Source organism: Actinomadura sp. KC345, from assembly GCF_004348515.1.
Classification (GTDB): Bacteria; Actinomycetota; Actinomycetes; order Streptosporangiales; family Streptosporangiaceae; genus Spirillospora.
In genome coordinates this window covers 1-13113 of the sequence record NZ_SMKH01000231.1, presented here as the reverse complement: position 1 = coordinate 13113, position 13113 = coordinate 1, and the positions used below count along the sequence as shown (strand labels likewise).

9 protein-coding genes are annotated in these 13113 nt (G+C 74.6%); 8 read left to right on the top strand and 1 reads right to left on the bottom strand.

Annotated features, from left to right (window positions below; all coding sequences use genetic code 11):
• From E1281_RS40610 to E1281_RS29320, 6 genes are all read left to right on the top strand, one after another.
• Positions 1-826, top strand: an 826-nt coding sequence (locus E1281_RS40610) for a fibronectin type III domain-containing protein (protein ID WP_165959162.1), incomplete at its 5' end; no start/stop codon positions are given.
• A 72-nt stretch (positions 827-898) separates the two neighbouring features.
• Entirely contained in the window at positions 899-1882 is a 984-nt protein-coding gene (locus E1281_RS29340; protein WP_243717530.1) for a MoxR family ATPase, read from the top strand.
• 60 nt (positions 1883-1942) lie between these two features.
• Complete coding sequence (locus E1281_RS29335) at positions 1943-3073, top strand: DUF58 domain-containing protein (protein ID WP_131882956.1); 1131 nt, start codon at positions 1943-1945, stop codon at positions 3071-3073.
• Positions 3070-5253 carry a DUF3488 and transglutaminase-like domain-containing protein gene (locus tag E1281_RS29330; RefSeq protein ID WP_131882955.1) on the top strand — a complete coding sequence of 728 codons (2184 nt, stop codon included), beginning with the start codon at positions 3070-3072 and terminating at the stop codon, positions 5251-5253. Before E1281_RS29335 ends, E1281_RS29330 begins: the two co-directional genes overlap by 4 nt.
• Positions 5250-6200: a pyridoxal-phosphate dependent enzyme gene (locus tag E1281_RS29325; protein ID WP_131882954.1), complete on the top strand. Its 951-nt coding sequence runs from the start codon at positions 5250-5252 to the stop codon at positions 6198-6200. The genes E1281_RS29330 and E1281_RS29325 overlap by 4 nt, the downstream gene beginning before the upstream one ends.
• 91 nt (positions 6201-6291) lie before the next feature.
• Positions 6292-8412 (top strand): fibronectin type III domain-containing protein, encoded by a 2121-nt coding sequence (locus E1281_RS29320; RefSeq protein WP_131882953.1) that lies wholly within the window; start codon positions 6292-6294, stop codon positions 8410-8412.
• A gap of 84 nt (positions 8413-8496) precedes the next feature.
• Here E1281_RS29320 and E1281_RS29315 read toward each other — a convergent pair whose 3' ends face one another.
• Positions 8497-10221: a serine/threonine-protein kinase gene (locus E1281_RS29315; RefSeq protein WP_131882952.1), complete on the bottom strand. Its 1725-nt coding sequence runs from the start codon at positions 10219-10221 to the stop codon at positions 8497-8499.
• A 377-nt stretch (positions 10222-10598) separates the two neighbouring features.
• On the opposite strand from E1281_RS29315, the gene E1281_RS29310 reads away from it, so the two are divergent.
• A complete protein-coding gene (locus E1281_RS29310; RefSeq protein WP_131882951.1) occupies positions 10599-12074 on the top strand; it encodes a hypothetical protein in 1476 nt (491 codons plus the stop codon).
• A gap of 77 nt (positions 12075-12151) precedes the next feature.
• Positions 12152-13113 (top strand): CaiB/BaiF CoA-transferase family protein (locus E1281_RS29305; RefSeq protein ID WP_131882950.1); only part of this gene is annotated, 962 nt, incomplete at its 3' end.

The window sequence follows — 13113 nt, the reverse complement described above, 5'->3', positions numbered from 1 at the left end:
CGCCGCGTCCGGCGACGACGGCTCGGTCAAGGTGCGCTTCACGCCGGCGGTCCAGCCGCAGGGCGTCTACCCGGTGACCCGGTTCGTCCTCCTCGACCAGTCCGGCCGTCCCGTCGAGGGCGCGGACCCGGCGGAGTTCCCGGCGGACTCGCGGGGCGGGACGTTCACGGTCGGCGGCCTGGCCTGCGACTCCACGACCCACATCTACAAGGTGGCGGCCGAGTACAAGGGCAAGGACGGAAGAACCGCCTACAGCGAGTCCGGCGACGTGGGAGCGAACGCCTGCCAGGCCCCCGGCCCGGCGACGGCGCTGAGGGCGGCGGGCGTCAACCACGGCGCGGACCTCACGTGGGGGCCGTCCCCCGGCTACGACGTCACCTACGACGTCACCTGGCCGGGCGGGTCGGCCACGACGAAGGCCACCTCGTACGGCGTCCGCGGCCTGGCCAACGCGAGGACCCACCGCCTGACCGTGACGGCCCGCAACGGCGCCGGGTCCTCGACCCCGGCGTCGGCGACCGTGAACCTCGCCTACCCGACCAAACGGTTCCAGAACCAGAACAACGGCGAGACCAACACGATCATCCGCCCCGGACCCAGCAGGAACGGCGAGGCGGGCCGGATCCCCCAGGGACAGATCATCACGTTGACCGTGGTGTGCCAGGTCCGGGGCCAGTCCTACCACGACCCGGAAAGCGGAACCAGCAGCGACGTCTGGAACAGGGTCGAGACGCAGCAGCACGGCAACGGCTACCTCAACGACACATTGGTGGCCACTCCAGGGAACGGATTCCCGTCGGACGGCCTCTATGAATGCGAGATGTGAGCCGCCGATGCGGTTCACGGGCCGACCGGCCCTAGGCCGACCAACGAATGTCGAAGCACGGGGGTGCGAGTTATGACGGAGAACGCGGGCGTCGACGCCGACGCGCTTGCGGGGCGGTTCGCGCAGATGTTCGCCACGCTGGCGGGCAACATCGAGCGCGTCGTGCGCGGTAAGCGGGAGAAGGTGGAGCTGGCGCTGGTCTGCCTCCTCTCCGAGGGGCACCTGCTCGTCGAGGACGTCCCGGGCGTCGGCAAGACGACGCTCGCGCGGGCGATCGCGGCGTCGGTGGAGGCGAAGTGGGCGCGCATCCAGTTCACGCCCGACCTGCTGCCCAGCGACATCACCGGCGTGTCGATCTTCAACCAGGCGACGAGCGCGTTCGAGTTCCACCCGGGGCCGATCTTCGCGAACCTCGCCGTGGCGGACGAGATCAACCGCGGCTCCCCGAAGACGCAGTCGGCGCTCCTGGAGGTCATGGAGGAGCGCCGGGTGACGGTGGACGGCACCCCGCATCCGGTGCCGCGCCCGTTCATGGTGATCGCGACGCAGAACCCCGTCGACATGGACGGCACGTACCCGCTGCCGGAGGCGCAGCTCGACCGGTTCCTGATGCGGATCTCGATGGGCTACCCCGACCACCAGGCCGAGGTGGCGCTGCTCGCGGGCACGCCGACCGGCGCGGCGCTCGACCAGATGCCGCCCGTGATGAGCCGCGAGGACCTCTCCCGGATGATCGACTTCGCGCAGCGGCTGCACGTCGCGCCGCCGCTGTTCGACTACCTGGTCCGGCTCGTGGCCGCCACCCGCGAGCACCCCGACCTGCGGCTCGGCGCGAGCCCGCGGGCCAGCATCGCGCTGCTGCGGGCGGCGCGGGTGCGCGCGGCGTCGGCCGGCCGGTCCTACATCGTCCCGGAGGACGTCAAGGCCCTCGCGGTCCCGGTCATCGCGCACCGGCTGATCGTGACGCCGGAGGCGGAGCTGCGCGGCCGGTCCGGCGCGGACGTGGTCGGCGAGGCGCTGCAGAACGTGCCCACCCCGCAGGCCGCCGGTGTCTGAGGTGCCGGTGTCTGAGAGGCCGGTGCGTGAGAGGCCGGTGCCCGGGAGGCGGGGAGTGACGTGCTGACACCGCTCGGATGGGGAACGGCGGCCGCGTCGGCGCTGCTGTACGCGGCCGGCTGGTGGCTCGGCTACCCCGAGCCCGCGATCTTCGGGGCCGCCGGCCTCGTCGCGGTGGCGGGCGCGGCCCTGTGGACGCTGCCGCGGGCGAAGCTCGGCGTCCGCCGGGAGATCGCGCCGAAGAAGGTCGAGCGCGGCGAACCGGCCGTGGGCGTCCTGCACGTCACCAACCAGGGCCGCGGCGCCCGGGGCCTGAGCGCCCACGACACGGCCGGGGCGGCCGACGTCGCGGTGGACGTCCCGCGGCTGCGGGCCGGCGGCACCCGCACCGTGACCTACCGGCTGCCGACCGATCGGCGCGGGGAGCTCCCGGTCGGGCCGCTGCGGATGGTGCGCGCCGACCCGCTCCGGCTCGCCCGCCGGACGCGGGAGTACGGCAGGCCGGAGCGCCTGCTCGTCCGGCCGAGGACGGTGCCGCTCTCGCTGCTGCCGTCCGGCCGCGCCCACCATCTGGAGGGGCCGACCAGCGACAGGTCCCCGGCGGGCACGGCGACGTTCCACGCGCTGCGCGAGTACGTCATCGGGGACGAGCTGCGCCACATCCACTGGAAGTCCTCGGCGCGGACGGGCACGCTCATGGTCCGCCAGCTCGTGGACGCCAGCCTGCCGACGACGACGGTCGTGCTGGAGGCGCGCCCGGCGTCGTGGCCGGAGCCCGACGACTTCGAGCTGGCCGTGGACGCGGCGGCGTCGGTCGCGGTGGGGGCCGCGACGGCGAACTTCCCCGTCCGGATCCTCACCGGAAACGGGCAGCTGGCCGAGACGCGGGGCGGCCCCGACGACGTGGAGGCCCTGCTCGACCGGCTGACCTCGGTCGCGCCGCAGGAGGGGCCGCAGTCCACCATCGACGCGGTCCGCCGCGTCCGGGCGGGCGGCTCGCTCGTCGTCGTCACGTCCGGCGCCGCCGAGCTGGGGCGGATCGCGTCCGTCCGGGGCCGGTTCGACCGGGTCGTGGTGCTCCGGGTCCGGCCGTCCGAGCCGGCGTCGGCGCCGCCCGGCGTCCACCTCCTCGACGTCGCCGACCTGGACGGCCTGGCGGAGTCGTGGCGGCGGCTGGGGAGCGTCCGGTGACCCGCTACGTCTCGCTCGCCGTCACCGCCGGCCTGGTCGCCGTCGCGGGCCTGGCGTTCCACCGGGTCTTCGGGTTCGGGCCGGTGGTCCCCGTCGCGGTCGTCGCCGCGGTCGTCCCCACGCTGCTGTGCGGGCTGCTGTCCGGCCCGCGCAAGGGCAAGGACCCGTGGCCCCTGTGGATCTCGCTCGTGCTGACCGTGGTCGCGTGGGCGGGAACGGTCTCGGTCACCGTGCTGCGCCCCGCGCTCAGCGAGGGGACGCTGCCGCAGACGCTCCGCGAGGGCGTGCTCAGCTCGTGGAAGGCGATCCTGACCACGCTGCTGCCCGCCCCGGCCGAACCGGAGTTGCTCGTCCTGGTCAACGTGGTGGTGTGGCTGGCGGCGTTCGCGTCCGCCGAGCTGGCGTTGCGGACCTCGCTGCGCGCCGTCCCGTGCCTGCCGGTGCTCGGCGTGTGGGCGGTCGCGCTCCTGCTGGGCGTGGACGGCCCCGGCTCCAACGCGCCGCTCGCCGCCGCGACCGTCGTGCTCGCCGCGGTGCTGCTCCTCGTCCGCGCGGACGGCCCCGGCTCCGGTGTCGCGTGGCGGCCGTTCGCGCTCGGGGTGCCCGCCGCCGCCGTCCTCGGGGCGCTGGCGTTCGCGGCGGCCCCGGTCGTCCCGGTCAGCGCCCAGCCGTACAACCCGCGCGAGCAGGTGCAGGCGCCGCCGCCGCAGCAGCGCGACGGCGTCAGCCCCCTCGACCGCGTCGGCGGCTGGCTGCTGAGCCCCGACCAGGTGATGTTCACCGTCCAGTCCCGGCGGAGCGAAATCGCCCGGCTCGCCGTCCTCGGCAGGTTCGACGGGGTGACCTGGTCGTCCACGGCCAGGTTCGTCCCGACCGGCAGCAGGGTGCCGGAGGGCCCGGAACCGGACCGCAAGCACGAGGTCGCCCAGCGCGTCACCATCCGCGACCTGCCCGGCGTGTGGGTGCCCGCTCCGGACCGGCCGCGGCAGGTCGACGGGCTCCCCGTCGTCGCCGACCCCGAGAGCGGCGCGCTGGCCGCCGCGGAGGAACTGCGCCCCGGCCAGACGTACCGGGTCCGGTCCGTCGTGCCCGAGTGGACGGCCGAGGACCTCGCCGCCGCCACCGTCGCGACCGACGCCGAGGCGAGGGCGGCGCGTGAGATGCCGTGGGGGCCGGGCGCGAGCGAGCCGCCCGTCCAGATCGCCGAGTTCCGCAAGTTCGCCGAGGCGGCCACGGAGGGCGCGGCGTCGCCGATCCAGAAGGCCGCAGGACTCGCCCAGTACCTCAAGCGCTACGCCAGGTACGACGTGACCGCGGCGCCGGGCCACAGCTACCGCCAGCTCGACTACTTCCTCGGCGAGGGCCGGCGCGGCACGCCCGAGCACTTCGCGACCGCGTACGCGCTCCTCGCCCGGACGCTCGGCCTGCCGTCCCGCGTCGTGGTGGGCTTCGACGGCGGGAACCGCGTGGGCGACACCGTCCAGGTCCGCTCCGGGGACGTCATGGTCTGGCCCGAGATCAAGTTCGACGGTCTGGGCTGGATCCGCTTCAACCCGCTCCCGGACAACGCCCGCCGCTCCAACAAGGACGACTCGGTCGCGGCCGGTGAGACGGAGCAGAAACTCGAACAGGCCCAGAAGAACGCCGCGTCCCAGCAGCGCGGCGAAGGACCGGGCAACACCGCGGAGAAGGGGCCGCAGCGACCCCCGGCGGACGAAGGCTCGCCCTTGCCGTGGTGGGTGTTCGCCTCGATCGGAGTGGCCGTGGTACTCCTCGCCTACGTGTTCGCCGTTCTGCTCGCTCCCAGCCTGCGCAGACGGCGCCGCCGGGCCGGGACGCCCGCCGCGCGCATCACCGGCGCGTGGCACCAGACCCTCGACCACCTGGCCGACGTCGGCCTGTCGACGGCCCGCACGCTGACCGCGCACGAGGTGGCGCGGTTCGGGGCGTCCAGTGTCGGGGACGACGCCCACGGGCATCTGGGCCCGCTCGCGGACCTGGTCAACCGCAGCCGCTTCGCCGCGTCCCATCCGGACCCGCATGCCGCCGACCGCGCCTGGCAGCACACCGACGCGGTGGGACGCCTGGTCACCGCCAGGGCCGGGCGGTTCCGGCGCTTCCGGCGCCGCCTGCACCCCCGGTCCCTCAGGGACCGCCGCGCGGCGGGGGAACGCCGGTGACGGCCCGCGCCGTCCGCCCGCCCGGCGCGGACGACCTCGACCGCGCCTGGCGGGCCGTCTCCGCCGAGCTCGCGCCGACGCCCCTGGTGCCGTCCGGACTGGCGCCCGGCGCGCTGCTGAAGCTGGAGACCTTCCAGCCGGTCGGCGCGTTCAAGGTGCGGGGCGCGATCGCCGCCGTGGCGGCGCTGCCGGAGGGGACTCCGGCCGTCGCGGCGAGCGCGGGCAACCACGGGCTCGGCATGGGGTACGCGGCGGCCCGGTACGGCGCCGACGTCACCGTCGTCGTGTCGACCCGGGCGTCACAGGTGAAGGTCGACCGGATCGGCGCGTTCCCGGTGCGCCTGGTCCAGTACGGGACGACCTACGACGACGCCGAGGCGCACGCGATGACGCTCCCCGGCCACTACGTCTCGCCGTACAACGACCCGGCGGTCATCGCGGGGCAGGGCACGATCGGGCGCGAACTCGACGCGCAGGCGGACGGGCCGCTCACGGTCGTCGCGCCGGTCGGCGGCGGCGGCCTGCTCGCCGGGCTCGGCCTGTGGGCGCGCGAGCGCGGGGACGTCCGGCTCGTCGGCGTGGAGTCGGCCGTGTCGCGCGGCGTGCACGCCTCGGTGTCGGCCGGGCGGGTCGTCGAGGTCGAGGTCGGCGAGACGTTCGCCGACGGCCTGCCCGGCAACCTGGAGCCCGGCAGCGTCACCCCGGAGGTGATCGGCCGGGAGGTGACCGGCGGCTCCGCGGAGCTGACCTCGGTCACCGACGGCCAGATCCGGACGGCGATGCGGTGGCTCTTCCACGAGCACGGCCTCGTGGTCGAGGGCGCCGGCGCGGCCGGGGTCGCGGCCGTCCTCGCCGGGAAGGCGGAGGTCACCGGCCGCCTCGTGGTGGTCGTCTCCGGACGCAACATTACGGTTCCGACATTTATCGACGCTATTCGCGAAAACTGAAGGTCGTGCTATCCGGGAAAACACCGCCATCTGCGGTGTCGCACCCGATACCGTGTCCGGTCAAACGGGGAAGGTGATCAGAATCGTGCGGGTGGCGGTCCTGAGTTGGTTCCGGCGCGACCGCCTTACGGGGCAGGTCGCGGTCGGGCTCGTCGGCGTGCTCGTCATCGCCGCGGGCGTGTACGGGGTGGGCGTGGCGAGCGCGCAGTACCGCCTCGCCGACGTCGGCGCCTGGCTGGCGGCCAAGGGCAAGGGCATGGTCGTGCACGTCAACGGCCCGGCGGGGAAGGTGGACGGCAAGGCCGGCCTGATCCCGCAGATGCACGGCCACAACGTGAAGATCGTCCAGGACGGCTCCACGATCCTCATCGTCGACCTGGACACGGGCGTGGTCAGCCGGCTCGACCCGTCCCAGCTGAACATCGGCCAGAGCCGCTCGCTCGGCGAGGGCATCCAGGTCCTCGCGGACTCGGGCAAGGCGTTCACGGTCGACTCGGTCAAGGGCGTGGTGCAGCAGATCGACCCCGTGGCCCTGACCCCCGTCGGCCCGCCGGCCGACCTGCCGCCGCCGCTCGGCCAGGCGGGGATCGACGGCCGGGGCGCGCTGTGGGTCCCGGTGTCGCAGAAGGGCGAGGTGTCGGCGTTCCGGGACGGCCGGCTCCAGCCGCCCGTCCGCGTCGCCGAGCCGGGCGCCGGCCTGGCGCTGACCATCGCGGCCGGCGATCCGGTCGTCGTCGACTCCACCGCCGCGACCGCCACGGTCGTCCGGCCGTCCGGCTCCCCGCTCAAGGTCAGCCTGCCGACGACCGTGCGCCAGGCGGGCCGCGGCGGCGTGCTGGCCCCCTCGGACACCGACGGCAAGATCGTCCCGCTGCTCGTGCCCGGCACCGGATCCCTGGTGACCGTCGACACCGGCACCGGGCGCTACACCAGCACCCGGCTGCCGATGCCGAAGCACCGGTACCGGGCGCCGCAGATCCTCGGCGCGAAGGTCTACATCCCGGACGAGACGGCCGGGGCGCTGATCGTGTACGACTCGGCGGCCAACCGGTTCGAGAAGCCGATCCCGGTGACGAACCGGCCGTCCCGGCTGGACGTCTTCGTCAAGGACGGGATGCTCTGGGCCAACGACCCGTCCGGCCCCCGCGCCGTCGTGGTCGACCGGCGGGGCGTGCAGAAGGACATCAACAAGTACAGGGACAGGGTCGCGGGCGGCCCGAAGCGCCGGACGATCCCCCTGCCCGGCGACGGGGACGCCCCGCCCGCGCGCGGGCGGCCGGGAACGCCGCAGTCGCCCTGGACGCCGCGCGGACCGGGGAGTCCGCCGTCGCCCACACCGCCCACCACGCCGCCGGGCCCCGGCGAGCCGCCGACCGCGCCCGCCAACGTGTCGGTCACGCCCGGTGCGGGCACGATGCGGGTCGGCTTCCAGCCCTCGCAGGGCGAGGGGATCATCGGGTACGTGCTGAAGGACGTCCCGGCCGGCCTGACCGCCAGCCCGTCCTCGATCGGGCCGGGGGCGGGACCCTTCATGTTCACGGTGACGGGCGGAGACTGCGGCACCGAGTACCAGTTCCGGGTGGCGGTCCGTTACAAGGACGCCCAGGGCAGGACGCAGGAGCTGCCCTCGACGGCCAGCGATCCCGTCCGGCCGTGCGTGACGCCGGGCGCGCCCACAGGTTTGCAGGCGCAGTCGACGAAGTCCGGGGCGAAGGTCTCGTGGACGGCCCCGCCCGGTGCCGGCGCCGCCACCTACAAGCTCACCTGGTCGGGCCCGGTCTCGGGCAGCAAGAACGTCTCGGGCACGTCCGCGACGCTCGGCGAGGTGTGGACCAACGGGAACTACACCTTCACGGTCGCCGCCGCCAACGGCGCCGGGACCGGCACGGGCGCGACGATCAGCCCGAAGCTGACCGGCCCCACCAGCACCGAGAAGGTGCAGATGAACGGCAACTCCGACGGCTACATCCGGTCGGCGGCCGACCACAACAGCAGTCTCGTCGCCACCATGAAAGACAACAACGGCGACAGTGTCACGGTGCACTGCCAGAAGAGGGGCACGAAGTACACACACCCCAACGACAGCAGCCTGTCCGGGGACATGTACACCAACATCACCTGGAAGGGAAAGCGCGGCTACGTGATCGGCTACCTGATCACCACAGACGCCGCCTGGACGAGCTTCAACGGCCCCGCCATCTGGAAGTGCTGACCGCCTCCCAGCCGAATTTCACGCCGGCCGGTCCCCGTGAGGGGGCCGGCCTCGGCGTTTCCGAGATCGCGCTGGGATGCGCGTCTACTGGCCGACGCAGGCGGGCGCCGACCATGACACGTCCGGTGCCTGCCCCTGGTTGAGGCGCAGCACCGCGCCGACCTTGAAGCAGTAGCGCGTCCCCGGCGCGATGCCCGCCATGGTCGCCGAGCGGGAGCCTGCCTGGGCGGTCACGAGCGGCTCCGAGCCGACCGGCTTCTGCTGGATGAGGAGCGGCAGTTCCTTCGCGTCCGGCGGCAGCGTCCAGGTGAGCACGGCCCTGCCGCCGGACGCCTTGGCGGCGAGGTTGCCCGGACGCGTGGCGGCGAGCTGCGCGGGCGTGACGGGCTCCTGGGGGACGCCCGTCGCCTGTCCCTGCGGGACCGGGGTGGAGGTCGCGGCGGGCCCCGCGGGGTCCGCGGGCTCGTCGTCGCCCTGGGCCGTCAGCGCGAGGGCCCCGACGCCGAGCACCAGGCCGCCGGTGAGCGCGACTCCCGCCGCGATGACGAGGCCCCGCCGCGGCCCGTCGCCCGGCTGGCTCACGGTGAGCTGGTGCGGGTGGGGGTGCGCCGTGGTGTGGTCGCCGTCCGCCCGCGGATCGGCGGTCTGCGGCGGCGCGTTCTGGGGCGCCGCCCAGGTGGCGGCGTGCGGCTGCTGCTGAGCCGGGCCGTCCTGGCGGAGGGCGGCGTGCGGCGCCTGCGCGTCCGGGTGCCAGGGGGACGGCGGCGGTGCGGCCGGTGCCGCCGGCGGCGCGGTCGGCGTCCGCTCGGCGGCGTGCGGCGGGCCCGAGACGTCGGGGAACGACGGCCGGGTCTCCGGCGGGGGAGCGGACGGCGTGAACCCGGAGGGGGTGAACGAGGAGGGGGTGAAGCCCGAGGACGACCCGGCGCCGCCGTCCGTCTGCGGGGCCGGCAGGACGGCGCCGCCGCTGTGCGCGATTTCCGTGACCGGAAGGCCCAGGTCGCCCTGCACGCGCTGGAGCGCCTGCGCGAACTCCACGGCGGTCGCGAAGCGCTGCTCGGAGGACTTGGCCATCGCGCGCCCGATGAGGTCCGAGACCTGCTGCGGGACGTCCGCCCGGGGGATCGGGGGCGGCGGATCGTGCAGGATCCGCAGCATCAGCTGCGCGATGCCCTCGTTGGCGGGACCCTTGAACGCGGGCTTCCCGGCGAGGAGCTGGTACAGCGTCGAGCCGAGCGAGTAGATGTCGGAGCCGACGCCGGGCGGCTTGCCCTCCAGGATCTCGGGCGCCGCGTGCTGCGGCGTGAACGCCTGCGTGTGGGTGGCGTCGAAGCTGTCGACCAGGCGGGCGATGCCGAAGTCGGCGAGCGCGGGCTCCCCGTACCGCGACAGCAGCACGTTCTGCGGCTTGACGTCGCGGTGCAGGACGTCGGTCTCGTGGGTGGCGGCGAGCGCGCCCGCCATCTTCACCCCGACGCGCAGCACGTCCGCGAACGGCAGCGGCCCCTCCCGGGCGAGCCGGTCGGTGAGCGCGCCGTGCTCGAAGTACTCCATCGCGATGTAGGGACGCCCGGAACGGGTGGTCCCGGTGTCCAGCACGGTCACGATGTTGGGGTGGCCGGACAGCCGGCCGGTGATCTTGCTCTCCCGCTGGAAGCGGCGCATCGCCGCGTCGTCGACCGAGGCTATCGACAGGACCTTCAGCGCGACCATCCGGTCGAGGTGCTCCTGGTGCGCGCGGTAGACGACGCTGAAGCCGCCCTCGCCGACCTGCTCCAGCACCCGGTACCCGGGGACGTCCTCGGTCATGGGAGTGGGAATCCTTCGTCGTTGCTCGGCAGAGGTCGCGGCGGGGGTGCGGTCATTCGATGTCCTGCGGCCCGGAGCGGTTCCCCCCGGAGGTCAACAGCGTAGTACGGGGAGGAAACGGGCGCCGCCGCTCCCGGCGGACCGCCGCGGATCCCGTCCCCACGCCGATCCCCCATACGGAAATAGGCGGACATTTCCATTGGCCTGTTTAATCGTTGTCCCAATTTCGCTCCGGCGCCCGCCGCGTGCGCTCTAACCTCGGGGTTCGCGACGAGGGAACGGCCCAGAAGGAGTGGCCCGCCGTGACGGAAGATGTCCTGACGAACACGAGGACGGAAACGCCGACGCCGAATTCGGCTTATGGGGACCTTGTCCGGATGGCGTATTTCGTTCTTCCGGGGACGGGAAAGCGCGTCTACCGGCTGGCGATCGCGCGGCGGATCGTCGACGCCAGCGCGCGCGGACCCCGGGACCGCTCGCCCGCCGGGCTCGCCCGCCGCCGCACCCGCGTGCTGCGCCGGGCGCTGCGCCCGTCGCGCCGGCTGCACATCGGCCTCGGCCCCTGGCTGCGCGCGCTGCCGGCCCGGCTGCCGGACCCGGCGCTCACCGCGGCCCTGGCCAGGCTCGACCCGCACGTCCGCGTCGCCTACGTGCTGCGCCGCGTCGAGGGCATGCCCCGGTACGCGGTCCACGACCAGCTGGTCGAGCTGGGCGTGCGCGACCCCCGCGGGGCGATGCGCGCGGCCGACGCCGTCCCGCCGCCGGCCGCCCGGCGCCCCGAGCGGTTCGAGACCGCGATGCTGCGTCCCGTGCGCAACCGCTCGGTGCTGCCGATCGCCACCGCCGCGGTCCTCACCGCCGCCCTCGTCGCCGCGCTGGTCATGACGGAGCGCGCCGACCCCCGGGTACCGCATCTGCGCCTCGATGCGGCCGCCGCCGGGGCCTGGACGCACGGCGCCCGCACGCTCGACACCTGGCCCGCCCGCGGCGACCTCGCCCGCGACCGGGCGTTCACCGGCCGCGCCGCCGGCGCCTGGGCGTACGCGCCGCCGGGCCGCCGCGCCGTCGGCACCGCGCAGCTCCTCTACGCGGGGCGCGTCGACGGGACGCCGCTCGCCCTGATGCGGCACGGCGACCGCATGGCCCGCTACACCCCGGGCGGCCTGGAGGTGACCGGTCTCGGCAAGGACCCGTCCGCCCCGATCGCCCTGGGCGGCGGGCGCTACCTGCTCGCCCCCTGGGACACGGAGGCCGAGACCCTCGCCGGCGACCGCCTGGCGACCTCGGACGGCGTGACGGCCCCCGCCGAGGCCGAGACCGGGTGCGGCCGCGGCCCGCTCTTCCACCTCGGGGCCAGGACGCTCGGCGACCTGGGAGGCCCGCGCGCCACCGTCCTCGCCTACCACTCGCCCGACCACCGGCCCGGCGGACGGGACCGCCCCGCCCGCCTCGGCCAGGGAGGCCGGGAGTTCTGGGACCGCCTGGCCTGCGTGACACCCGTCCCCGAACGCCCGGTGTCCGAGGCGATGGCGTGGAACTTCTGGTCCGGGGACCTGCCGTACGGCGGGGAGCCCGCCGACTGGGTCTGCACCCGCCTGACGTACGCGGACGGCGCCGCCACCGCCCGCGCCGTGCTCCTCGAAGAGAAGGACCGGGCCACCGGCACCTGCGACGCCGGCCGCCCCGTGAGCGGGACGTGGTGGCAGGCTCCGTCCGAGCGCTGGTACTACCTGGCCGCCGCCGGACCCGGCCTCGTCCCGTACGCCGAGGGCGTCCGCCGCGCCCGGACCCGGAAGCGCCTCCTGGTCGCCACCGGCGCCAGGAACGTGCCGGTGGACGTCACCGCCCGGTGAAGCGCCGCCCCGGATCAGGACCCGCTTACATTGATCGTGCACACTAGGGGGACCGAACGATATTCAGGGAGTCGCAGATGGGCAACGGGCCGCTGTCCGGAGTACGTGTGATCGAACTGGCCGGGATCGGCCCGGGGCCGTTCGCCGCGATGCTGATGGCCGACCTCGGCGCCGACGTGATCCGCGTCGACCGCGCCTCCGCGGTCAAGGCCGGCGAGGCCACCGGCGGGACCGACTTCAGCAACCGCGGCAAACGCTCGATCGCGATCGACCTCAAGAGCGAAACGGGCAAGGAGGTCGTCCTCCGCCTGGTCGAGAAGTCCGACGTCCTCCTCGAAGGGTTCCGGCCCGGCGTCACCGAGCGCCTCGGCCTCGGCCCGGACGACTGCCTCGCCCGCAACCCGAAGCTCGTCTACGGCCGGATGACCGGCTGGGGCCAGGAGGGCCCCCTCTCCCAGACCGCCGGGCACGACGTCGGCTACATCGCCATCACCGGCGCCCTCCACGCGATCGGCCGCGCCGGCGGCCCGCCCCAGGTCCCGATGAACCTCCTCGGCGACTTCGCCGGCGGAAGCATGTACCTCGTCGTCGGCGTCCTGTCCGCCCTGCTGGAGTCCAGGACCAGCGGCCGCGGCCAGGTCGTCGACGCGGCGATCGTGGACGGCGCCGCGCACCTGTCCACCTTCATCCACGGCTTCCTGCGCGGCGGCATGTGGGAGGACCGCCGCGGCGTCAACATGCTCGACACCGGCGCCCCCTGGTACGACGTCTACGAGACCTCCGACGGGGGCCACATGGCGGTCGGCGCGATCGAGCCCCAGTTCTACGCCGAGTTCCTCCGCCGCATCGGCCTCGACGGGGAGGACCTCCCCGCCCAGCACGACCGCTCCGGCTGGCCCGCCCTCCGCGCCCGCTTCGCCGGGGTCTTCCGCACCAGGACCCGCGACGAGTGGACTGAGGTCTTCGTCCCCAGCGACGCCTGCGTGGCCCCCGTCCTGTCCATGAACGAGGCGGCCCGGCACCCGTACAACACGTCCCG

Excerpts from the sequence above, each read along its gene's own strand:
- E1281_RS29340 (WP_243717530.1), top strand. The coding sequence starts at position 899 with ATGACGGAGAACGCGGGCGTCGACGCCGACGCGCTTGCGGGGCGGTTC.
- E1281_RS29315 (WP_131882952.1), bottom strand. The coding sequence starts at position 10,221 with ATGACCGAGGACGTCCCCGGGTACCGGGTGCTGGAGCAGGTCGGCGAG.
- E1281_RS29310 (WP_131882951.1), top strand. The coding sequence starts at position 10,599 with ATGGCGTATTTCGTTCTTCCGGGGACGGGAAAGCGCGTCTACCGGCTG.